At 65.1% G+C, this 21,558-nt stretch carries 16 protein-coding genes; 7 read left to right on the top strand and 9 right to left on the bottom strand.

All coding sequences use genetic code 11. The features are described from left to right. Nucleotide 1: 1 nt before the first annotated feature. The 5 genes from G513_RS0104745 to G513_RS0104725 all read right to left on the bottom strand — a co-directional run bounded on the left by G513_RS0104745 (nucleotide 2) and on the right by G513_RS0104725 (nucleotide 8,341). A complete protein-coding gene (locus G513_RS0104745; RefSeq protein WP_022975678.1) occupies nucleotides 2-2,023 on the bottom strand; it encodes a tetratricopeptide repeat protein in 2,022 nt (673 codons plus the stop codon). Continuing rightward, on the bottom strand, nucleotides 2,020-3,858 hold the full coding sequence (locus tag G513_RS24670; RefSeq protein ID WP_022975677.1) for a hypothetical protein: 1,839 nt from the start codon (nucleotides 3,856-3,858) through the stop codon (nucleotides 2,020-2,022). Before G513_RS24670 ends, G513_RS0104745 begins: the two co-directional genes overlap by 4 nt. Nucleotides 3,859-3,860: 2 nt before the next feature. After that, the gene (locus tag G513_RS21400) at nucleotides 3,861-5,714 is read right to left on the bottom strand and encodes a tetratricopeptide repeat protein (RefSeq protein ID WP_022975676.1); all 1,854 of its coding nucleotides are present in this window, start codon (nucleotides 5,712-5,714) and stop codon (nucleotides 3,861-3,863) included. Between the two features lie 178 nt (nucleotides 5,715-5,892). Further along, nucleotides 5,893-8,085 (bottom strand): TonB-dependent receptor family protein, encoded by a 2,193-nt coding sequence (locus tag G513_RS21395; protein WP_022975675.1) that lies wholly within the window; start codon nucleotides 8,083-8,085, stop codon nucleotides 5,893-5,895. A gap of 25 nt (nucleotides 8,086-8,110) precedes the next feature. After that, the gene (locus G513_RS0104725) at nucleotides 8,111-8,341 is read right to left on the bottom strand and encodes a hypothetical protein (RefSeq protein WP_022975674.1); all 231 of its coding nucleotides are present in this window, start codon (nucleotides 8,339-8,341) and stop codon (nucleotides 8,111-8,113) included. Between the two features lie 206 nt (nucleotides 8,342-8,547). Between G513_RS0104725 and G513_RS0104720 the strand changes: the two genes are divergently transcribed. From G513_RS0104720 to G513_RS0104700, 5 genes are all read left to right on the top strand, one after another. Next, nucleotides 8,548-9,399 (top strand): transporter, encoded by an 852-nt coding sequence (locus tag G513_RS0104720; RefSeq protein ID WP_022975673.1) that lies wholly within the window; start codon nucleotides 8,548-8,550, stop codon nucleotides 9,397-9,399. A 129-nt stretch (nucleotides 9,400-9,528) separates the two neighbouring features. Then, nucleotides 9,529-10,965: an aldehyde dehydrogenase gene (gene aldA / locus G513_RS0104715; protein WP_022975672.1), complete on the top strand. Its 1,437-nt coding sequence runs from the start codon at nucleotides 9,529-9,531 to the stop codon at nucleotides 10,963-10,965. Between the two features lie 17 nt (nucleotides 10,966-10,982). Further along, nucleotides 10,983-11,597, top strand: coding sequence for a QcrA and Rieske domain-containing protein (locus tag G513_RS0104710; RefSeq protein ID WP_022975671.1), 615 nt, complete (start codon nucleotides 10,983-10,985; stop codon nucleotides 11,595-11,597). Between the two features lie 62 nt (nucleotides 11,598-11,659). Further along, entirely contained in the window at nucleotides 11,660-13,405 is a 1,746-nt protein-coding gene (locus tag G513_RS0104705; protein WP_022975670.1) for a PQQ-dependent dehydrogenase, methanol/ethanol family, read from the top strand. A gap of 140 nt (nucleotides 13,406-13,545) precedes the next feature. Next, entirely contained in the window at nucleotides 13,546-14,070 is a 525-nt protein-coding gene (locus G513_RS0104700; protein ID WP_022975669.1) for a GlcG/HbpS family heme-binding protein, read from the top strand. Nucleotides 14,071-14,127: 57 nt separating this feature from the next. On the opposite strand, the gene G513_RS0104695 is transcribed toward G513_RS0104700, so the two are convergent. Together G513_RS0104695 and G513_RS21390 are read right to left on the bottom strand one after the other, a co-directional pair. Then, nucleotides 14,128-14,616 (bottom strand): nuclear transport factor 2 family protein, encoded by a 489-nt coding sequence (locus G513_RS0104695; protein ID WP_022975668.1) that lies wholly within the window; start codon nucleotides 14,614-14,616, stop codon nucleotides 14,128-14,130. Between the two features lie 31 nt (nucleotides 14,617-14,647). Further along, a complete protein-coding gene (locus G513_RS21390; protein WP_022975667.1) occupies nucleotides 14,648-17,254 on the bottom strand; it encodes a flavin-containing monooxygenase in 2,607 nt (868 codons plus the stop codon). A gap of 400 nt (nucleotides 17,255-17,654) precedes the next feature. Here G513_RS21390 and G513_RS0104685 point away from each other — a divergent pair, with 400 nt between their 5' ends. Next, the gene (locus tag G513_RS0104685; RefSeq protein WP_022975666.1) at nucleotides 17,655-18,689 is read left to right on the top strand and encodes an AraC family transcriptional regulator; all 1,035 of its coding nucleotides are present in this window, start codon (nucleotides 17,655-17,657) and stop codon (nucleotides 18,687-18,689) included. An 83-nt stretch (nucleotides 18,690-18,772) separates the two neighbouring features. Here G513_RS0104685 and G513_RS0104680 read toward each other — a convergent pair whose 3' ends face one another. Next, a complete protein-coding gene (locus G513_RS0104680) occupies nucleotides 18,773-19,198 on the bottom strand; it encodes a hypothetical protein (protein WP_022975665.1) in 426 nt (141 codons plus the stop codon). A gap of 89 nt (nucleotides 19,199-19,287) precedes the next feature. On the opposite strand from G513_RS0104680, the gene G513_RS26060 reads away from it, so the two are divergent. Continuing rightward, nucleotides 19,288-19,524, top strand: coding sequence for a hypothetical protein (locus tag G513_RS26060; RefSeq protein WP_022975664.1), 237 nt, complete (start codon nucleotides 19,288-19,290; stop codon nucleotides 19,522-19,524). On the opposite strand, the gene G513_RS0104670 is transcribed toward G513_RS26060, so the two are convergent. After that, complete coding sequence (locus G513_RS0104670) at nucleotides 19,508-21,496, bottom strand: sigma-54-dependent Fis family transcriptional regulator (protein WP_022975663.1); 1,989 nt, start codon at nucleotides 21,494-21,496, stop codon at nucleotides 19,508-19,510. The two genes, G513_RS26060 and G513_RS0104670, sit on opposite strands and share 17 nt — an antisense overlap. Nucleotides 21,497-21,558: the final 62 nt, after the last annotated feature.

The following is a 21,558-nucleotide window of genomic DNA, read 5'->3' as shown; positions in this document are numbered from 1 at the left end:
CTCATGGCGCCGACTCGCTCAGCAGCCGCTTGAACGCCGGCTCGTCGCGCAGCGGATCCCAGGACGGATCCACGCGCACCATCGCCAGCGAGCTGCCGTTGGGGTTGGGCCGGCTCAGCGCGTCACGCAGCCGCGCGATCGCCTGCGCCTTGTCGCCCGCCTGCATCAGCACGAAGGCCTGCATCTCGGCCGCCATCGGATTGCCGATCGCGTCATTGGCCAGGGCCTTGACGCCCAGCTCGGCATAGCGCGCCGCGGCGGCACGATCGCCGAGCAGCGCAGCGGCACGGGCCAGTGGCGAGTAGTTCCAGGGCGTGTCATCGCCCTTCTCGAACATCGCTGCGAGCTGGTCGCGACATTCGGTCAGTTGCGCCAGCCCCGCGTCGCGCTTGCCGGCGTGCAGTTCCAGCTCGCCAAGCGAGCAGTTGGCGAACGCCAGTTCCCAGGGCCGCAGGGCCGCCCGGTTCTGCAGGGCTTGCCGTACCAACGCGATGCCGTCGGCATAGTCGCGCTTGAGCAGCAAGGTCTGGTAGCGCGTGTAGACCAGGAAGGGGAGGATCGGGCCGGGCGGCTGTTCGCGGAACAGCCGGTCCGCAGCATCGAGCTGGCCGGAAGCGAGGTAGGTCAGCATCTTCTGCGACAGCAGTTCGCCATCGCCGGGGGACGCCGCCAGCCCGCGATCGAGCGCGGCCTGCGCCTCGTCATAGCGGCGCAGGCCGCGCAAGGTGATGCCGATATTGAGCCAGGTATTGGTGCTCAAAGGGTCGAGTTCGGCGGCTCGCGTCTGCAGCGCCAGCGCCTCTTCCCAGCGGCCCTGACGGCGACGGATGTTGCCCTGCGGATAGACCAGCAGGCCGTTGTTCGGCCGTGTTTCCAGAGCCTTGGCGTAGGCCGCGAACGCGCCGTCGTAGTCGCCGAGCACGTAGTAGCGGTACAAGCCCAGCGCCTCCCAGGTTTCGCTGGTCTGCGGCGCCAGGCGCGTGGCCTGATCGAGCGCGTACTTGATCTTGGCGAGCAGCTGCGGCGTGTGCTCTTCGTTGAAGTAGAGCTCGGTATGCGCTTCTGCCAGACGCGCCCACGCCACGGCGAACTGCGGGTCCAGGTCCACTGCGGACTGGTAGGCCGCAGCGCGGGCGCTGATCTCGTTGCCCGACGATGTGAACCGCCCCTCCATCGCCAGGCCACGCAGATAGAACTCGTAGGCCTTCGCATTGGTCGTCGGCTTGGCAGCGACCAGCTGGCGTTCCGCGCCCGTCAGCGTCGCACTGAGCGCATCGGCCACCGCCTGCGCCACTTCGCCCTGCACGGCGAAGACATCATCGAGCTTGCGGTTGTAGCTCTCGGCCCACAGGTGCTCGTCGGTCGCGGCGCGGATCAGCTGCACATTGACGTGCACGGTGTCGCCGGCTTTCTGCACGCTGCCTTCGAGGATCGCCGACACCCCCAACAGACGTGCGAGCTCGGGCAGGTTTTCGGGCTTGCTGGCGATGCGCATCGTCGAGGTGCGGGAAATCACCTTCAACGCGCTGATCTTCGACAGCCGCGTGAGGATCTCGTCCTGGATGCCGGTGGCGAAGTAAGCGTTGTCGGGATCGCTGCTCAGGTTATCGAATGGCAGCACGGCGATGGACTTGTCGAGGCTGTTGCCACTGCGATCAGCGGAAGCGTTCGTCGCGTCGCGCAGCACGAAGGTATTGGCCAGCAGCACGATGACCGCGAGGCCCAGCACGGCGATGATCCACCGATCCAGCGTCTTGCCGGTCTGGCGGGTCACCGACTCGCTGCGATCAATCTCGCTTTCCAGCTTGATGCCCTGTGGCGTCCACTCGTAGAACCAAGAGAACAGCATCGCGAACGGGAAGCCGATCACCACCGCGATGACGACGATGCGTACCGTCGAATTCGGGATGTCGAAGAACGGAAACACCTGCGTTGCGATCTGCACCAGCAACCAGGCCGCAGCGGCATAGAACATCGCCGCCCGATGGACGTTGCGGCGCTGGAGTTCGGCGAAGAAGTTCATGGCCGCGTCGCCTGCGTTTGCTTGGGATACGCGATCACGGACGGCGGTGGCCAATGCAATCCGGATTCCGCGAGTCGCGCCTTGAAGTTCGGGGTGGCATCGAGATCGAACGGCGCACCACAGAGGCAATCGGTACCGAGCACGGCGAGCAGGAACGGACCGGCGGGCTGAGCATCCAGCGCAGCTGCCCGACGATTGGCCTCGGCGCGGTCGCCGAGCACGGCGGCCGCGACGGCGTCGGCGTTGCTCCAGAATTTGTAGATCGACTGGCTGCGATCGATGGTCTGCAGGCGGGCCAGCAGCGCGGGCGCGTTTTCACCGGTGGCGGCACCGAGGATCACCTCGGCCTTGTAGCGGCCCTCGTCCCGCAAGGGGATGGTGCCCAGTTCGGCCCTGGCGTCGTTGAACCGGCCGAGCATGGTCAGCGCCAGCACGTGGGTCGCGTTGCGAACCGGAACGCCACCGCGCGACTGTTCGTAGGCCGCGATGATGTCGAGCGCCTGCTGGCCCTGCCCGGCCGCCAGCGCTGCGCGGACGCGGCTGTTGTAGTTGATGCGGTTCAAGGGATCACAGGCGCTGGTTCGCCGGCCCAGGTCCTCGATCAGCCGGGTGTAGCCGAAGGCGCTGGCGAATACCGGCAGCCAGTCCGGGTTCCTGCAGCCCGTCTGCTTGAGTGCCGCATCGATCTGCTCGGCCAGGCCGTGCCAGTCATCGCTGAGCATCTGCCGTTCGACCAGCGCCAGCAGACGCTGCTGGGCATCGTGGCTGTGCTCGGCCACCAGACCGTATAGGCGCATCGCCTGCCGCTGGGCATCGAGTCTTTCCTCGCGCGGTCGGTCATCCGCCAGCAGGATGTGGTTGTAGCGGTCCGCCGCCATGAAGTAGGCCTGCGCGAATTCCGGCTCCAGCGTCGTCGCCTTGTCGAACTCGACATTGGCCTGACTCAGACCGTCGATGGCGTCGCGGCTGTGTTCCGCGTCATGCGCGTCGTCATAGCGCTTCAGCCCCTTCTGGTAGGCGATGAAGGCATCGACGCTCCTGACGCCGTCCTGCGCCATGCGCGCCCGCTGAGCTTCATCCATGACGATGTTGAGCGCGCCGGCGACCTGTTCGGCGATGTCGAACTGCACTGCGAGCACATCGTTCAGCGTGCGGTCGTAGGTACTGGACCAGAGGTGAATGCCGTCGGCGGCGCGGATCAGCTGGGCGGTGATCCGTACATGATCACCGTCCCGCCGAACGCTGCCCTCCAGCAGATGGGCCACGTCGAGCTTGCGGCCGACTTCGCGCAGATCCTCGTCCTTGCCCTTGAACTGGAACGACGAGGTACGGCCGACGACCCGCATGCCGTCGATGCGCGCCAGCGAGTTGAGGATTTCTTCCGACAAGCCATCGGAGAAGAAGCCATTCTCGACCTCGGAAGAGAAGCTCACGAACGGCAGCACGGCGATCGATTTGTCGGCCGTCCGCGCGGACGGCTTGTTCAGCAGCAGCCGATCAGTCAGCAACAGCACCACGGCCAGCGCGAGCACGGCGATGATCCAGCGATCCAGCGCCTTGCCGGTCTGGCGGGTGACCGATTCGCTGCGATCGATCTCGCTTTCCAGCTTGATGCCCTGCGGCGTCCATTCGTAAAACCAGGAGAACAGCATCGCGAACGGAAAACCGATCACCACGGCGATGACGACGATACGCACCGTCGCATTCGGGATGTCGAAGAACGGAAACACCTGGGTCGCGATCTGCACCAGCAGCCAGGCGGCGCCGGCGTAGAACAGCGCCGCGCGATGGACATTGCGGCGCTGCAGTTCGGCGACGAAGTTGGAAGCGCTCATGGTCAGTCGCAGACGTAGTCGCCCGGCGCCTTGCGCTGGCATTGGTCCGGTGGGCCGTATTGATCCCAGAGTTCGGTCAGGCCGACCTTGCGGACGAACTCCGAGAACTGCGGCAGCTTGCGCCCGACCGTTCCCTGCGGCGACCAGAGCATCTGGAAGAACAAGGCGTCGTTATTGGTCGGCGCGCGCCGCACGACCGACAGCGCCCGCGCCGGCTCGCCGAGCAGGAGCAGACCATACGGCGCCGCACCCGCGACGGTCCCGGACCTGGCAGCGAGATAGGCGTCGATCATCGCGACTGCCTTGGCGCGTTCTGCGGCTTTGCCGAACAGCCCTCGGGCCAGAGTCTCGCTGGCGTCGCCGGGAAATCCACCGAGAAAAATCCGCATGCCCCGCGTCGAATAGGCGATGGCATCCGCATCCCTGCCCTCGGCATGAGCAAGCCAGGACAGCCGCTGCTCGCCGAAGGAAAGGCCGGCATCGGCGGACTGCTGCAACACGCGGCGCGCGTTGTCGCGATCACCGGCATTGAGATATTCGTCACCGCGCCAGCCCAGGGCGTTCGGCAGCAGCGGGTCGATGGCCAAGGTCCGGTCCAGCTGCGCGGTCCCTTGCGTCGTGTAGCCGGTAGCGATCAGCACGGTGCCTAGCCAGAACTGGGCGGTGACATCCGTCGGATCGAGCGCCACCGCATGCTCCAGCGAAGTCCGTGCCGCGAGCATCCGGCGCTGCTGGTTATAGACCTGGCCCAGCGCAGCGTGCGGTTCGGCGAGCGAGGGATCGAGCTCGATCGCAATCTGCGCGTTGCGCTCGGCCGTGGCCCAGGCTTCGTCCACTTCCATTGCGGTGTAATTGATCGCAATGGCGTGCAGCGCGGCGAGCCGCGCGTAGGCACGGGCGTATTTCGGATCGAGACGAACGGCCTCATTCAGGCCGGCGATGGCCTCGGGAAAATGGGCGCCATCCCGGAGATTGAAAACCTTGGTCGCCTTCAGAAACAGCGCGTAGGCCTCGGGATTGCTGGTCGCCACCGGCACCAGCCGCTGCTGCTGTTCGCCCACCAGCACGATCTTCAGCGCATCGGTGATCGCGCGCGCGATGCGCTCCTGAAGCTCGAACACGTCCTTCAGATCGCCGTCGTAGCTTTCCGACCAGAGATGAAAGCCATCTTCGGTCTGGATCAACTGCGCGGTGATGCGCACGCGGTCGCCCTGCTTGCGCACCGAGCCTTCGAGGATGGTGGTCACGCCCAGCGCCTTGCCGATACCTCGCAGATCCTCGTTCTTGCCCTTGAACGAGAACGACGAAGTACGGCCAGCCACTTTCAGATCCTTGACCTTGGCCAGCGCATTGAGCAGTTCCTCGGCCATGCCGTCGGAGAAATACTCCTGGTCCTTGCCCGGGCTCAGATCGGTGAACGGAAGCACGGCGATGGATTTGGACGTTGCAAACGATGCGGGCGCAGCCACCGCCGCCGCAGCAACCGAACTGGCGTCCTTGCGCAGCACGAAGCTGTTCGCCAGCAGCAGCACGACCGCCACGCTCAGCACCGCGATGATCGCCCGATCGAGCTTCTTGCCGGTCTCGCGCGTGATCGACTCGCCATGGACGATCTCGCTCTCACGCTTGATGCCCTGCGGCGTCCACTCGTAGAACCACGAGAACAGCATCGCGAACGGAAAGCCGACGACCACCGCGATGACGACGATACGGACCGTGCTGTTCGGGATATCGAAGAACGGGAAGACCTGAGTCGCGATCTGCACCAGCAGCCAGGCGGCACCGGCATAGAACAGCGCGGCGCGGTGGACGTTGCGGCGCTGGAGTTCGCCCAGAAAAGTCGACTTCAGCGGCATCTCGGCGGCGTCCCGGTACTGACTTTCTGGTAGTGGGGATCGTGGGTCTTCGGCAGTTGGATCACTGCCTGGAAACGCGGTCGCGACGGTAGCGGGGTTCTTCCGGTAGCGTCGCCGGCGAGTTTATCGTGTTGATCGGATCATCGGCGGCCAGTCTCCGGACGCTTTGTGCGCTGCCTCAAGAACCCCAGCGCCAGGTCGCGCCGATGTGGAAACCGCGGTCCGGCGCCGGCTCGAAATAGCGGCCATTGCTGTCGTTGACGATCACCGAACCGGCGTAGCGCTGATCGAACAGGTTGTAGACGCGCAGGAAGGCTTCGACGTCGCCGCGGCTGGTCAGCAGGCGGTAGGCGATGCTGGCGTTGACCACCGTGTAGCTCGGTGCCGAATCACTGGCGATGTCGTTGACCGGCACCTCGTCGGAATAGCGCGCTTCGAGCGTACCGGCCCAGCCCGGCCGGCCGCGGTGCCAGCTCAGTTCGGTATAGACGCTGTTGCTGGCGACACCGGGAATCGGCGTGCCGTCCGCCACCATGACCGTGCTGTTGCCGTTGCTGTAGCTGTACGCCTCGGTGAACTTGGCGTCGAGATGATTCGCTGCGACTTGCAGGCGCAATTCGGCTGGCAGGCTGAAGGTCAGGCCGAGTTCTGCACCACGGCGGCGCGTGGTGCCGGCGTTCTGGAAGCTGGCGCGGCCGTCGATGGTGGCGGCCGGCACGATCTCGTCGTCGGCGTCGATGTTGAACACCGCCACCGTCAGCAGGCCGCGCGAGCCGAGCTGCTGCTTGACGCCCAGTTCGACGCTGCGGCTGCGCGACGCATCGAGATCGAGATTGAGCCCGCCTTCGGCATCGCTGCGGTAGGACAGTTCGTTGAACGTCGGCGTCTCGAAACCGATGCCGGCGCTCAGGTAGAACAAGCGGCCTTCGGCCTGCTCGAAGGCCAGGCTGGCGACCGGCAAGGTCGCCGAGAAATCGGTGGAGCCGCTGTCGTCCGGATTGCCCTCGCGGATGTAGTCATCCTTGGACTTGAAGGAAACCTGGCTGTGCCGCACCGCGCCGCTCAGCCGCCAGCGTTCGGACAGCGCGTACTCGGCGAACAGGTACTGATCGAAGTTGTAGAGGTCGTTGCCTTCATCACGGCGCAAGGCACCGCGCACGCCGAGCGTGTCGCCGACAAAATTCTCGTAGCCGCGGCGGCGTTCGTCGGCGAGCTGATATTGCAGGCCGGCGCTCAAGCTCAGATCACCGAGCCGCCAGTTGCTGCGCGCATCGAAGCCGACGCCGCTGCGGTTCAGATCGACGACCCCGCCAGCCCGCGCCGGTGATGCCTGCGCCGCTTTCGGGATCGACAGGAACTGTTCGATCCGGCGGCCGCTGCCGTAGACGATCATGTCCCAGTCGGCATTCGGCGACCACGGCCCGCTGTAGCCCATTGCGGCGCGCCAGTCGTCGGTGTTCTTGCGGGTGTTGTAGGTCTCGGCGACGGCCGCGACCTGCTTCGGATTCTGCTCGAACTGCTGCCGGGTCAAGCCCAGCGGGTCTTGCGCATCGCCGCCCCAGAGCGCGCCGGCCAGCACGCGCAGTTGCTGGCCGCCGCCGAGGTCGTACCGGGCGTTCAGAGAGCCGACATTGCGCTGCGCCTCGCTGTGATCGCGATAACCGTCGGTGTCGTAGCGCTCGAGATCGAGGCGATAGCCGAGCTTCTGATCCGCAGCGCGCCCGCCGATCGCCAGCGCTTCGCGCCAGCTGCCGTTGTTGCCGCCGCTGAAGGTCACTTCACCGCCGAGCTTGTCCGGCGGGGCGGCGCTGTACGCCGCGATCACGCCGCCGGAACTGTTGCCGTACTGGTAGGCCATCGGCCCGCGCAGCACTTCGATGCGATCGAGCGAGCCGATCAGCAGATTCGATACCGCTCCCTGCCCGTCCGGCGCGGTCAGCGGCACACCGTCGGCGCGGATCTGGATGCCGCGGACGCCGAAGGTCGAACGCGCGCCGTAGCCGCGAATCTGGATCTGCAGATCCTGGGCGCTGTTCTGGCGATCACGGACATCGACGCCCGGCACGCTGTTCAGCGTCTCGGCGAGATTGATCTGCGGTCGGCCGCTCTTGAGCATCAGCGCGTCGACGACGCCCACCGCCGCCGCCGTCCGCGCTTCCGTCCGCGGCGTGGCGGTGCCGGTGACGACGACCGCCGGCAGTTGTTCGACGTGCTCGCCCTGTTCCTGCTGCACTTTCTGTGGCACTTCTTCCGACACGCTCTCCGGCGCTTCTTCGGCAAACGCCGTACCGCTGCCTGCCAGCAGTGCAAGCGCCGTCAGCGCCGCCGCGAGCCGCGCCGAGCGCTCGGCGAATTCCTGTTGCTTGTCCATGTCGCCCCGTTGTCGTTCTGGTTGTTCAGCTGAATGCCGCCACCAGCGCAAGCGACATGCCGCCGCCGGCTGCGCTCTTCACGCCACTGCTCCACCTCGCCGGAATGTCGAGCCGCAGCACGGACTTGCGCCTGCGCAGCTCGACAGCCAGCAACAACTCCCCCACGCAGCATGTGGCTTCCGTCGCGACAGCGCCTGCGACAGCTGTCGCAGCCCGCGTCAGCGACGCCGCGACAAATCCCTGCGAAAGCGACATCTGTCGCTTTCAATGGCGACCGTCTCCTGTCTTTTCCTTCCCAACAAATCCATTGCCGACAAGCACTTGCCGACAGCAGGACAGGCTGTCACGGCCGCTGTAACCGATGGCATATCGGTTGCCCCCTTTATGACGCCGCCAGACGGCACGCCCCCAGGTTCCTGACCTCGGGGCGTCCATAAAAAACGTGAAGGAGGAGCAACACGATGTCCAGAATTCTCAATGGCCGGTACCGGCAGATTTCCACCGCGCTCGGCACGGCCGTGCTGTCGCTGTGCGTTTCGAGTCCCGCTGCGGCGATCACTTTCGATGTCATCGGCCCGGGCGAGTACGACCTGCCGGTGGACTTCAAGCCGTTCAACGTCTTCGTCCAGTACGCCACCGTGCAGGACGACGAAAAGATCCGCGACGCCGCCGGCAAGAAAGTCGATGGCGACGGCAGCCAGCTGATCTCCGGCCTGTCCAAGTACGTGCGCTTCTGGTCGCCGGAGTGGAACCGGAAGATCGGTCTCGCCTACGAAATCATCGTGCCCGAGATCGGCGTCCGCAACGAGGCGGGCGGCTCCTACTCCGGCGGCCTCGGCGATCCGCTGACCGGCTTCGCAGCCTGGTATCGGCCGACCGACAGTTCGACGCTCGGCGTCCAGTCGTTCCTCGTCGTGCCGGTCGGCAATGACTCGGTCAGCGACACCAACTGGAAGAACCTGACCAGCCTGTTGTGGAACTGGAAAGGCGGCAAGTTCCAGGTCACCGGCAACGGCGGTCTGGTCTGGCAGGGCGAGCGTACCAACGGCATCAAACCCGCCGTGACCTGGCACACCAACAACCGCTTCGGCTACCGCATCGCCAAGTACTTCGAGCCGTTCTTCGGTCTCGACTACGAGTACACCGGCGCGAAGAACGGCGCACCGAAGAGCTGGGCCTTCGATGTCGGTGCCGGCGTGGTGCTGCATACCTTCGACAACCAGTCGATCGCGCTGCGCTATTCGACCACCGTCGACGGCGCCAGCCACTCGCAGAACGACAGCCTGAACGTCAAGTACGCCTACGTCTGGTGAGCCGGGCGCCCCACCCGCGCTGCCGATCCAGTTCCCCGAAAACCCGGCCGCCAGGCACGCCCTGAGCCCACGCGGCGAACGGCTGTCCGCCGCGCGCCGCCCAGCACTTCCCAAGGAGAACCCCCAAAAATGTCCAGCGAATATCAGAACTACATCGACGGCCGCTTCGTCGCCCATCGCGGCGACACCATCGAGGTCCACAACCCCGCCACCTTCGAGCTGATCGCCCGAGTGCCGGATGCCGGTGCCGACGTCGTCGACGAAGCCGTGGCCGCCGCCCGGCGTGCGCAACCGGCCTGGGAAAAGCTGCCCGCGATCCAGCGGGCCGGCTATCTGCGCAAGATTTCCGCGAAGCTGCGCGAGAACGTCGAGATGCTGGCGACGATCATTGCCCGCGAGCAAGGCAAGGTGATGCCGCTGGCGCGGGTCGAAGTTAACTTCACCGCCGACTACATCGACTACACCGCCGAATGGGCGCGTCGTCTCGATGGCGAAGTGCTGACCAGCGACAGAGTCGGCGAGCACATCTTCCTGCTACGCAAGCCGCTGGGCGTGGCCGCCGGCATCCTGCCGTGGAACTTCCCGTTTTTCCTGATCGCCCGGAAGATGGCGCCGGCGCTGATCACCGGCAACACCGTGGTGATCAAGCCCAGCGAGGAAACGCCGCTCAACGCCTTCGCGTTTACCCAGCTGCTGGCCGAAACCGATCTGCCGCCCGGCGTGTTCAACCTGGTCTGCGGCAGCGGTGCCAGCGTCGGCGCAGCGCTGACCGCGCACAAGGGCGTCAACCTGATCACCTTCACCGGCAGCGTCGGCACCGGCATCCGCATCATGCAGGCGGCGGCACCGAATCTGACGCGGGTCAATCTCGAACTCGGCGGCAAGGCCCCGGCTATCGTGCTGAACGATGCAGATCTCGATCTGGCAGCGAACGCCCTGGTCGCCTCGCGGGTGATCAACACCGGACAGGTCTGCAACTGCGTCGAACGCGTCTATGTGCAGCGCGGTATCGCCGAAGCGCTGACCGAGAAGCTGGTGCAGCGCATGGCCGCGACGCGTTTTGGTGATCCGCTGGCCGACGAGACCCTGGACATGGGCCCGCTGGTCAATCAGGCCGGATTGGCCAAGGTCGAGCAGCTGGTCGACAGCGCTCGAGCCGCAGGTGCCGAAGTGCTCACCGGCGGCAAGCGGGCTGATCTCGCACGCGGCTACCACTACCTGCCGACCGTGGTCGCCGGCTGCACGTCCGACATGGCGATCATGCGTGACGAGATCTTCGGCCCGGTGCTGCCGCTGCAGATCGTCGACGACCTCGACGAAGCCATCGCCCGCGCCAACGACTCCGACTACGGGCTCACCTCGTCGATCTTCACGCGCGACATCAACGCCGCGATGAAGGCGGTCCGCGAACTGCAGTTCGGCGAGACCTACATCAATCGCGAGCACTTCGAAGCGATGCAGGGCTTCCACGCCGGCCGCAAGAAATCCGGCATCGGCGGTGCCGACGGCCATCACGGCCTGCTCGAGTTCACCGAAACCCACGTCGTCTACCTGCAGACGTCCTGAACAGAGGACTCATCACGATGAGCAAACCGAGCCCACACGATGCCTGCGCCTGCTGCGCGGCCGAGCTGCCGACCAACAGCGGCCGCCGCCAGATGCTGACCGGCGCACTGAGCCTGGCAGCACTCGCCGCCACTAGCCTGCCGGCCATGGCGCAGGACGCAACCGCTGCCCGAAGCCTGAAACCGCAGCCCGGCGACAAGCTGGCTTTCATGCTCGGCCCGAAGGCCGGCCAGGAAATCCTGCCGGCGGATATCCAGTTCGGCGAGCCGCCGACCCTGGCCTATCCCATGGACCCGGCCACCGGCAAGGCGCTGGTGGCCAAGGCCAGCATGTTGACCGTCATCCGTCTCAAACCGGATGACCTCAAGCCTGCCAGCGCTGCGAATTCGGCCGACGGCATCGTCGCCTACTCGTCGCTGTGCACGCACTACGGCTGCCCGATCACCACCTTGCACCCGAGCCAGACGCAGATCGTCTGCAACTGCCACGGCTCGGTGTTCAACGCCGCCGATCGCGGCGTGGTCACCAACGGCCCGGCCCAGCGCCGGCTGGCGATGTTGCCGCTGGCGATCAAGGACGGCGCGGTGATCGTCACCGGCAAGTTCGACGGCCCGCTGGGCCCGCCGACCTGATTCCGCATCCCGACAGACAAGCAAGCACCCATCAAAAGCTTCACCAGGAGGAGAAAATAACGATGAAAGTGTCATTGATCACGGCTGCGTTCACCGCAGTCATCACATCCGCAGCGTTCGCCGCTGCGCCCGTCCCCGCATTGCCCGACTACAAGCTGGTCACCGATGCCCGGCTGACCAATCCGGAAGCCGAGAACTGGCTGCTGACCAAGGGCAATTACGAGGGCTGGAGCTACAGCAAGCTCAATCAGATCACCACCGAAAACGTGAGCAAGCTGAAGCCGGTCTGGTCCTCGGCCACCGGCGTCAACTCCGGTCACGAGGCGCCGGCGATCGTCAACGGCGAATACATGTTCGTGGCCACGCCGCACAACCACGTGTTCGCCTACAACGCCAAGACCGGCAAGCCGCTGTGGCACTTCCAGCGTGAAGTGCCGGAAGGCATCGGCGCCCTGCATCGCACCAACCGCGGCGTATCGCTGTGGAAGGACAAGGTCTATGTCGGCAGCGTCGACTGCATGCTGAGCGCGCTCGACGCCAAGACCGGCAAGCTGCTCTGGGATGCGCAGGTCTGCGACTGGGAAACCGAGAGCGCCTACATCACCTCCGCTCCGCTGATCGTCAAGGGCAAGGTGCTGATCGGCCCGTCCGGCGGCGAGTTCGGCGTGCGCGGCTTCCTCAAGGCGTTCGACGCCGAAACCGGCAAGCTGGCCTGGACCCGTTACGCGGTGCCGGCACCGGGCGAGAAAGGCTCGGAAACCTGGCCGCAGACCGGCGAGTGGAAGGACGCCTGGAAGAAAGGCGGCGGCACCATGTGGATGCCGGGCAATTACGACTCGAAGAACGACGTCATCTACTGGGGCGTCGGCAACGGCGCGCCGTGGCTCGGCGATCAGCGCCCGGGCGACAACCTGTACCTGGCTTCGGTGCTGGCACTCGATCCCGCCACCGGCGACATCAAGAGCCACTTCCAGTACCACTGGAACGACTCCTGGGACTGGGCCGGCATGAACGCGCCAACCCTGGTCGAGTACACCAAGAACGGCAAGAAAGTGACCGGCATGGTCAGCGCCCAGCGCAACGGCCGCATCTACTGGCTGGACCGCGATGCCAAGGGCAAGATCACCTACAACAAGTCCGAGCCCTACGTCACCAACACGGTGTTCACCAGCGTCGATGCCAAGACCGGCCGCCCGACCTACAACGAAGACCACAAGCCGCACACCAATGAAACTCATACCTACTGCCCGAGCCTCTGGGGCGGCAAGGACTGGCCGTTCGAAGCCTACAACCCGGACACCGGGATGCTCTACATCCCGTACAACGACAACCACTGCCTGACCCTCACCGGCATGATCCAGCCGATCATCCCCGGCACCTGGTCAGCGGGTGTCGACATCAACCGGCTCGACCTGTCGGTGAAGAAGGGCTTCGACCATATCGGCGGCATCCAGGCCTGGGACATCAACAGCGGCAAGGAAGTCTGGCGCGAGAAGTACGCACATTCGTGGAACTGGGGCTCGATCCTGACCACCGCCGGTGGCGTGCTGTTCGCCGGTGGCACCAACGACAAGATGTTCCGCGCCTACGACGCCAAGTCCGGCAAGCTGCTGTGGGAGTTCCCCACCCCGTCCGGCATCATCTCGCCGCCCAGCAGCTTCTCGATCGACGGCAAGCAGTACATCGCCGTGGTGTCCGGCTACGGCGTCGATGCCCAGTGGATCCAGGGAAAGATGCATGGCCTGGCCGGCTGGGATGAAAAGGTGCCCGAAGGCGGCAGCGTCTGGGTGTTCGCACTCGGTAATTGATCCCAGGCTCGCTTGAGCCCATTGCTTGAAGGTCGGGCCGCCACCGTCTTCTCTCGGGAAGACCGGGCGGCCCGATTCGTTTCCGGCTCCGCTGCACTAGCCAGCGGACCCATCCGTATCAACGCCCAAGGATTTCTCTGATGACTGCATCCCTGTTCTTCATGCCGGCTGCACGCGGCGCGGCCACGCTCATGCTGCTCGCCGGAATCTGTTTCAGCACTGGCGCCGCCGCCCTGGAAAGAAAGCCCGTCCTCTCGCTGGAAGCCGCCCGCAAGATCGCCGCAGGTTGCATCGCCAAGGCCATCGAGATGGGCTGGAAGATGAACATCGCCATCGTCGATGGCGGCGCGAATCCGGTCCTGTTCGAACGCATGGACGATGCCGCCCTCGGCTCCATCGAACATGCCGAACTCAAGTCCGTGCATTCGGCAAAGATGGGCGGCTCCACCCGCATGTTCGGCGAGCTGACCTGGGGCAAGGACAACAAGGGCGGCGTGCTGCCGGGCCTCGCCACGCTTCCGGGCTTCGTCACCTTCCCGGGTGGCCTGCCGATCAAGGCAGGCGATGCCTTGATCGGTGGCGTCGGGGTCAGCGGCAGCATGCCGGACAACGACGAGATCTGTGCTCAGGCCGGGCTCGATGCGGCGAAGAATCTGCTGAAGTAAATCCGCGTGATGCTCGGGGGCACGGCCTCAGGCCGATATACCCCCGGCATCCCACTTTCAAAGCGGCTTGGTGTAATCGGCCAGCGCCGGAAACACCTGCGCGTCTTCGAAGAACTGGCCCTCCTCGTAGCTGCCGATGGCCGTCCGCTCGCGGATGCACCAACCCTCGGGATGACGCGCGAGCAGGTCGTGGTAGTAGCCGCCCAGAATCCAGTTGGCGCGCGTTCCGTCCTTCAGGATCTGCACGTGCACGGCATGCACGGTGCTGGTGGTGCGCGCAAGCTTGCCATCGCTCTCGAATTCGATCACCGGCGGCGAGACCAGATGCTGCGTCGCATAACAGCGCTCGTGGTACGACATGGCGACATCGATACCCTCCGGCATCGAAAACTCGACGAACTGGCCCAGCAGGTAATAGTGCTGCCGGGCGTTCTGCTCGAATGCCTTGGGAAGCAATTCGCGATGCCGCTTGTGATCGTAGGCACGCGCGACCAACTGGATCGTGCGGGTGATCGCCAGTTCGTCTTCAACGCTGGTGTTCGACATGACAGGATTCTCCGTTCAGAGGAGCAGCGGCTCAGACCAGCGTCTCGGCTTCGGGCGCTTTGCCTTTCACCTCGCTTTTCACCTGCAGTGACGCCAGGAACGCGGCGATCTGCTGGGTGATCTCGGCCGCCCGCGGAACATAGCGGGACATGTAGAACACGGCGTGAACGAGCCCCTCCAGGCGATGAATCCGCACGGGCACGCCAGCCGCCTGCAGCGCACGGCCGTAGTCCTCGCCTTCGTCGCAGGTCGGATCGCACTCCGCAGACAGGATCAACGCGGGCGCAAGACCAGCCAGCGACTTTGCGCGGCCCGGGGAAGCCAGTGGCGACGCGGCCATGGCCATGTCGCCGAGGTAGGCGCCCCACATACCCAGCGCAGCGATGGTCTTCAGCACCGGTCCGTTTGCGTACTCGACTCTCGATCGCGTGTTCGCTTCAGCATCCATCGTTGGATAGAGCAGCACCTGGCCGCTCAGCACAGGACCACCTTCATCGCGCGCCCGCTGGGCCGCGACGGCAGCGAGCGAGCCGCCTGCGCTTTCGCCCATCACGACGAGTCGCTTCGGATCGCCGCCGTGCCTGGCGATGTTGGCGGCCGTCCACTTCAGGGCCGCGAAGCTGTCATCCGTCGCCGCAGGGAACGGCGCTTCCGGCGCCAGCCGGTAACTCGGCGCGACCACGATCGCCTGCAGATCGTCAGCCATGCAACCGCAGACGCCAGCGCACATGTCGATGCTGCCGGCGATGAATCCGCCGCCGTGCAGATAGACGATCACCGGCAGCGGTCCTTTCGCGTTCCTGGGCCGATAGATGTAGACCGGCCGTGAGTCCGCAGGACCGGGATAGGTGGTCTCGATCCGTTCGACGGACGCCGGCACCGGCTTCTGCAGAGCGATGAAGCTCTCGACCACGCTGCGTGCTTCGTCGACCGAGCATTCCTCGAGCGGCTTGGCTTCCTCCATCAGCATGGCGCCCACCACGAGTGCTGCACCGGCGTCGATGCGGACCATCGGCGGCACGCGGTCTGCCGGTGCGCCGTCGATGCTGAAGCCCGCATAGCCGTGGTCCACCACATCCCTGCACATTTCGCGGTACAGCGGCGCCGAGCCGGCGAACATGAACACGCTGCGCGGCTTGCCGGGAATGTTGGCGCCCATGTACCAGGAGTTGGCGCGCGGGAAGAGCGTCATGTTGAGCGTGTCGCTGACCATCTTGAACCAGGCCAGTTCCGCCGCCTCGTCCGCTTCGAAGGTCTTCGCGCCCTTGTCGAGCACATGCCGAATCGCGTCGACCGCGAAGTTGACGTGATCCTCGATCGCCAGCGGGTTGTTGTAGAGGATGACGGCGCTAGTCGGACCGGTGATGGTGAACAGGTTGGGGAACCCGGCGCTCGCGATGCCGAGGTAGGTCCGCGGACCATGCGCCCAGCGATCCTGCAGACGCAGTCCGTCGCGGCCCACGATGTTGAGCGCGAGCAGCGCGCCGGTCACCGCGTCGAAGCCTGTGGCCAGCGCGATCGCATCGAACTCATGCTCCTTGCCGCCGATGCGAATTCCTTTCTCGGTCACTTCCTCGAGCGGCGTGGCGCGCAGGTCGATCAGGCTGACGTTTTCGCGATTGAAGGCTTCGTAGTAGCCCTCTTCGACGGTCGGCCGCTTGGTCGCATACGGATGATCCGTGGGACACAGGATCTCGGCCACCGAAGGGTTATTGACCTTCTCGCGGATCTTCCCGCGCACGTACTCCGCCACGGTGGCGTTGGCGCGCTCGTCCGTCAGCAGGTCGCCGTAGCTCGATACCAGCAGGTTGAAGCCGCCCCTTTCCCACAGCTCGTCGTAGCGCGCGCGCCGCGTTTCCGGGCTGACCTCCAGCGCACTGGGTTCGGGGTTCTGGTAGGGCACCCCGAGGAAACGCAGCCGCGACTTGTCGCGCAACTGCTGTGCGTTCTGTGCATTCCACTGCTGCTGCTCGGGAGTGAGCTTCTTGTTCTGCATCGCCACCGCGTAGTTCGGCGTGCGCTGGAAAACAGTCACCTGCGCGGCCTGTTTCGCAATCTGCGGAATCAGCTGGATGCCGCTAGATCCGGTGCCGATCACGGCGACGCGTTTGCCGGTGAAGTCGACACCTTCGTGCGGCCAGCTGCCGGTGAAGTACACCGGCCCCTTGTAGCGCTCGAAGCCGGGAAATTCGGCCTGCGACTTGGGCACCGTCACGTTGCCGCTGCCGGCGACGACGAAGCGCGCGACGATGGTTTCTCCGGTGTCCGTGCTCAGCGTCCAGCGCGCATCGGCCTCGCTCCAGACCATCGAGGTGACGCGCTGTCCGAACCGGAAGGAGCGGCGCAGATCGAACTTGTCCGCCACGAATTCGAGGTAGCGCAGGATCTCCGGCTGGCCGGCGTAGCGCTCGGACCATTGCCATTCGCGCTGGAGCTCGTCGGAGAACGAGTACGAGTAATGGACCGATTCGATGTCGCAACGCGCACCGGGGTAACGGTTCCAGTACCAGGTGCCACCCACGCCGCCAGCGGCGTCGAGGCCAAGGACATTGAGTCCAAGATCGTCACGCAGTCGGTGGGTGGCGTACAGACCGGCGAAGCCGGCTCCGATGACGACGACGTCGAACTGCTGGTTCATGCTGGTCTCCTCACGCGTATGACCCGCCTCTGATGAGCGAGCTGGCGCTAGGATGTCCGGCGACGCTGCTCAGGACTTGGCAGAATCCGCAAATAATCTGGCAAATTCCGCATTGATCAAGGGTCTGTTGACATTACTTTGGTCGTTGCGGCGGAGGTCGTTTTTGCCCAGTGCAACGAACGAGGAGCGGCCAATGGTTGTTCCATTGGCGCGACGAGAGAGGCAGCAATGGGCAAAAACGATCCCGCCCCAAAGGGTTGCGGCCAAAAAGCCGCCGGGACTTCGTTGCGAACCTTGACCATAGGTTGGCTATGGCCTGCGGTCCGCGCCTCGCCCGGCGGCTTTTTGACCTGCAACGCAGCGATCAAAGTAATGTCAACAGACCCTAGAGCGCCCGAGCATGGCCGGACCGTTGATACGCAGCGTCATCCTGAGCGGTGCCGCCGAGAAGATCCGCCAGTACGGACGCAAACCCGGCGCGATCGCCCGCAAGACGGGCATTCCGATGGACGCCCTGTCGGATCCGGACCTGCTGGTAAGTGGCCGCGCCGTGATGGCGTTCTTCGAACTGGTGGCCACCGCGTGCCGGCGCCGAACCTTCGGCCTGGAGATGTCGGTGGGCGCCCATCTGGGTGCGGTGATCGGGCCGCTGTGGCTGCTATTGCGCAATGCCTTGACGGTCGAGCAGATGTGCATCGACCTGGCGAAGCACTTCGACCTTTACAGCAGCGCCGCGGTGATGACCTATCGGCCGACAAAATCGGGCGGCTTCCTCCACTGGTCAGCCGCCATCGGGGCCGGCGAGAGCGAAGTGCAGATGTCGGAGTTCGCGGTCGCCACGATACTCGGCGAAATCCGCATGCACGGCCCCCCAGGGTGGACGCCGCCAGGCGTGCATTTCCGGCACGACGCGCCTGCGGATCTGCAACTGCACCGGCGGATATTCGGGCCCCATCTGCACTTCAACGGCGAACACAACGCCATCGAACTAGACACCGCGATCCTGCGCCGCCCCCATTCGGCTGCGGAGCCGCATGTGCGATCCCTCGTGCAGAAGGTGCTGCGCGACGACGAAGGATCCTCGGCGGCGCCGATCGAGCTTCAGGTGGAGGGTTTGATCCGCGCGCTGCTGCCTTACGGATCATGCTCCGCAGACGACGTGAGTCAGGCCCTGGGGATTTCGACACGCACCCTGCAATTGCACCTGAACCAGGCGGGACAAAGCTTCCGCTCGATCAAGGACTCCGTCCGCGCCGATCTCGCCCAGAAGTACCTCAAGCATTCCGGTCTGAACGCCACACAGGTGGCAGCGCGACTCGGATACGGCGACCCGACCTCGCTGAGCCGTTCCTTCCGCCGCTGGCATGGCACTTCCGTGCGCAGCCAGCAACGTACTTTGAAAGCGAACGCGAAGATTCTTCCGCAACCTGCCTAGCGATGATCAGAGGCGAAGTGCGATGTCGCGGCCTCGACGCGCGGCCATAGAACCGGCCGCTTTCCCACCCTTGGCTTTTAGCTCTACGCGGGCCTCCGCCCACCGATCAAGAAGACCACTGCTGCAACCGACAACAGTACCGAAATCAGTTGCGCGAGCCTGACCACCCAACCACCGAGACTCGGCGGCGTACCGTACTGCACGAGCCCTCCGATGCCGATGCAAAGCGCCGTGATGGCACCGATTCCTACTGCTGTGCGGACGCGTCCCTCCTTGGCAAGAAGAGCAAGAACAACAGCCACCGGTATCGCGGCCACCAAGGCTCCGCAAACGTCCACGAACGCGACCCACGACAAGGCCGCAATCGACCCGCGCGGCTGCCGCTGCGACCACCAGGCCGGAATGTCGGCATACGGCGCGACGGAATAGATGCCCGACAACAATGCAAGATAAATCGCGCTCCCGACCGCCGCAGGCAGGATCACTCGCACACTCCGGTAGATATCCATGGTCGATCCTTTTGTTCAGCTCCAGGAAGGAGAGAAAGCGTAAACGCATCCCGCCTTCCGCGAACTACTGCGCGGCGGGATGCACGGCCATGAAGCCGGCCGCTTTCCCGCCCGATTCCCTCTTCTTCGAGGTCAGCGCCGGCAACGTCGACCTACACCTTAAGAACCTTTACGAGGACGAGGAATTCCGTCGCGAGGCATCTGCCGAGGAATCCTCGGTAGTTCAAACCGAGATCGGACAGGAGGTCGGCGGCCGGTCACGCTCTAAAACCTCGATGCCATCCTCAACACCAGCAGCGACCAGATCGTTCAACAAAACTGCGTAGGCACCACAATCCCATAGCGCTTCATCCGCCGATAGATCGTCGCCCGGCACAGGTTCAGATCGCGTGCGACTTCGCTGATCACCCAGTGATGGCTGCGCAAGGTGCTGAGTAGATGCTGGTCCTCGCCGCCGTTGGCTTCACATTCGTCTCCATCGGGAACCGCCGTCGCTGTCGCGGCTGCGGGCGATGCATCGACGGTCAACGCGGCGCTGACGGCCTCGTCACGGACTTCGGCGGGAAGATCGCCGATCTCGATGCCGCGTGTCTCGGCCATCGACAGCGCATAGCGCAGCACGTTGCGCAGTTCGCGGATGTTGCCGGGCCAGCGGTAGTGCAGCAGCAGTTCCAGCGCTTGCGGGGCGATCCAATCGGAGGTGCCGAGTGCGCCGGCCTCGTCACGCAGGATGCGGCGGATCAGGTAGGCGCGGTCCTGGCGTTCGCGCAGCGGTGGCAAGTGCAGCGTGGCACCTGAGAGGCGGTAGTAGAGGTCTTCGCGGAACTGGCCGGCGGCGATCTGTTCGCGCAGTTTGCGGTGCGAGGCGGCGATCACGGTGAGGCTGAGCGGGATCGGCTTGTCGGCGCCCAGCGGCAGCACCTCGCCTTCCGACAGCACGCGCAGCAGGCGCGTCTGCAGCGCCAGCGGCATGTCGCCGATTTCGTCGAGGAACAGGGTGCCGCCATCGGCGCGCTGGATCAGGCCGACCATGCCGCGGCTGCGCGCGCCGGTGAAGGTGCCGGGCTGGTAGCCGAACAGTTCGCTCTCGATCAGCGATTCCGGCAGCGCTGCGCAGTTGATCGCGACGAAAGCCCTGGCAGCGCGCGGGCTGGCCTGATGCAGGGCCTTGGCGAGCACTTCCTTGCCGGTGCCGGTTTCGCCCTGGATAAGGACGTTGAACGGCCGGCTGGCGAGACGCTTGGCCTGGCTGATCAGCTGGTTCATCTGCGGATCGTTGTCGGCCAGCGCTTCCAGTTCGGCGACGTTGCCGGGCACGGCCGGAGCGTTGCTGCTGGAGGTGGACGCGGTGCCGCGTCGCGGCCCGCGCACCGTTCCGTAGTAGGCCTGGTCGGTCCAGGTTTCGAGCAGGCCGCAGTCGTCGGCCTCGGTGCCGCGCGCCAGCCGCCAGATGTCGCCAGCGCGGTTGCGGAACACCGCGGCGAGGCTGTGGCCGATAAGGCTGCCGCGCACCACGCCTTCAACCGTCAGCTGCAACTGGCTGCGGGCGCCGCTGTTGGCGCCGACGATCACGCCATCGGCATCGAAGGCGAGCATGGCTTCGGCGTTGACGTCGACCAGCGCCGGATTGCGGCTCATCTTGAGGATCCAGCGATTGCCGAAATGGCGGATGAAGTTGGCGTCCTCGATCATCCGGCCATAGAGCGCGGTGAGGCGGCTGATCAGCTGCTGATTGCCGCGCGACTGCGTGGTGGTGACCGTCGACAGGTCGAGCACGCCCATCAGCTCGCCTTCCGGATCGTAGAGCGGCGTGGCCGCACAGCTGAGATCGAGATTGCCGGCGTAGTAGTGATCGCTGCTGTGGCAGGTCAAGGTGCGGCGCTCGGCGAGACAGGTGCCGATGCCGTTGGTGCCGGCGGTTTGCTCGTGCCAGTTGGCACCGGCGACGAGGCCGGCGCGGAACGGCGAATCGGTAGCCTGGGCACCGAGGAAATCGAGCGCGATGCCGTCGGCATCGGCCAGCATCAGCACGTAGTCGAGATCGGCGACCTGGGCATAGAGCTGCTCCATGCCGGCCCGCGCCGTGCGCAGATAGCGCGCGTGCTGCTCTCGACGCTCGCGCAGCTTGCCGGAGGACTCCACCTGCATGCGATGACGGCTCGAAGGATTCAGGCCGTAGTCGTTGTAGCAGCGGAGCCAGGATCGGTGGATCGGATTGTCATCGGCGAGTGCTGGAACGGCGGCGTGCCGGCCGACGATGTTCATCACCGTGTTGATGTGGCTTTGCGATGTGTTCATTGAACTCCCCTTCTTCAAGACTTCTGATGCTTGAAAGCCCTCTCCCCCCGGGAGAGGGGAGA

Source organism: Nevskia ramosa DSM 11499 (assembly GCF_000420645.1).
Lineage (GTDB): Bacteria > Pseudomonadota > Gammaproteobacteria > Nevskiales > Nevskiaceae > Nevskia > Nevskia ramosa.
Note: the sequence above shows the minus strand (reverse complement) of the source record. Positions and strands in the feature narration are given on the sequence as shown.

What these genes read in the sequence shown, in the direction of transcription:
- G513_RS0104685 (WP_022975666.1), top strand. Translation starts at nt 17,655, where the DNA reads ATGGCCGGACCGTTGATACGCAGCGTCATCCTGAGCGGTGCCGCCGAG.
- G513_RS0104725 (WP_022975674.1), bottom strand. Translation starts at nt 8,341, where the DNA reads ATGTCGCTTTCGCAGGGATTTGTCGCGGCGTCGCTGACGCGGGCTGCG.
- G513_RS0104710 (WP_022975671.1), top strand. Translation starts at nt 10,983, where the DNA reads ATGAGCAAACCGAGCCCACACGATGCCTGCGCCTGCTGCGCGGCCGAG.
- G513_RS24670 (WP_022975677.1), bottom strand. Translation starts at nt 3,858, where the DNA reads ATGAGCGCTTCCAACTTCGTCGCCGAACTGCAGCGCCGCAATGTCCAT.
- G513_RS26060 (WP_022975664.1), top strand. Translation starts at nt 19,288, where the DNA reads ATGAAGCCGGCCGCTTTCCCGCCCGATTCCCTCTTCTTCGAGGTCAGC.
- G513_RS21390 (WP_022975667.1), bottom strand. Translation starts at nt 17,254, where the DNA reads ATGAACCAGCAGTTCGACGTCGTCGTCATCGGAGCCGGCTTCGCCGGT.
- G513_RS0104670 (WP_022975663.1), bottom strand. Translation starts at nt 21,496, where the DNA reads ATGAACACATCGCAAAGCCACATCAACACGGTGATGAACATCGTCGGC.
- G513_RS0104695 (WP_022975668.1), bottom strand. Translation starts at nt 14,616, where the DNA reads ATGTCGAACACCAGCGTTGAAGACGAACTGGCGATCACCCGCACGATC.
- G513_RS21395 (WP_022975675.1), bottom strand. Translation starts at nt 8,085, where the DNA reads ATGGACAAGCAACAGGAATTCGCCGAGCGCTCGGCGCGGCTCGCGGCG.
- G513_RS21400 (WP_022975676.1), bottom strand. Translation starts at nt 5,714, where the DNA reads ATGCCGCTGAAGTCGACTTTTCTGGGCGAACTCCAGCGCCGCAACGTC.
- aldA (WP_022975672.1), top strand. Translation starts at nt 9,529, where the DNA reads ATGTCCAGCGAATATCAGAACTACATCGACGGCCGCTTCGTCGCCCAT.
- G513_RS0104720 (WP_022975673.1), top strand. Translation starts at nt 8,548, where the DNA reads ATGTCCAGAATTCTCAATGGCCGGTACCGGCAGATTTCCACCGCGCTC.
- G513_RS0104705 (WP_022975670.1), top strand. Translation starts at nt 11,660, where the DNA reads ATGAAAGTGTCATTGATCACGGCTGCGTTCACCGCAGTCATCACATCC.
- G513_RS0104700 (WP_022975669.1), top strand. Translation starts at nt 13,546, where the DNA reads ATGACTGCATCCCTGTTCTTCATGCCGGCTGCACGCGGCGCGGCCACG.
- G513_RS0104680 (WP_022975665.1), bottom strand. Translation starts at nt 19,198, where the DNA reads ATGGATATCTACCGGAGTGTGCGAGTGATCCTGCCTGCGGCGGTCGGG.
- G513_RS0104745 (WP_022975678.1), bottom strand. Translation starts at nt 2,023, where the DNA reads ATGAACTTCTTCGCCGAACTCCAGCGCCGCAACGTCCATCGGGCGGCG.